Origin of the sequence: Dyella jejuensis (assembly GCF_044904675.1) — a bacterium.
In the GTDB taxonomy this organism is placed as follows: Bacteria; Pseudomonadota; Gammaproteobacteria; order Xanthomonadales; family Rhodanobacteraceae; genus Dyella_B; species Dyella_B jejuensis.
Map to the genome: position 1 here is coordinate 1 of NZ_JADIKJ010000091.1, position 329 is coordinate 329.

General features: G+C 70.2%; 1 protein-coding gene. It reads right to left on the reverse strand.

Going from position 1 to position 329, the window contains the following annotated elements; translation table 11 throughout:
• A partial coding sequence (locus tag ISP15_RS18440) for an AMP-binding protein (protein ID WP_404549475.1) occupies positions 1-329 on the reverse strand: 329 nt, incomplete at both ends.

The window sequence follows — 329 nt, forward strand, 5'->3', positions numbered from 1 at the left end:
TGCACCAGCGCTTGCAGCGATGCATCGAAACCGTAGGAGGCATTCCACGCCCAGCGCACCGGACCGCTCACCCCGATGTCCGTCAGGGCCGCATCCAATCCCGCGGCGAGGTTCATCACGCTGCCGTGCTCGACCCGCACACCTTTCGGGCGACCGCTCGAGCCCGACGTGAACAGGATGTAGGCCAGCCGATCCGACGGCGTCGGCTCGCTCCGCACCGGATCGTGCGCCGGCGCCGCCGCCAGCTCCGCGCGCAGCGCCGCCGTGTCCAACGCCAGCGGGATCGCCGCGTGCAACCCTTGCAGCAGGGCTTCATGGCCGATCACGCA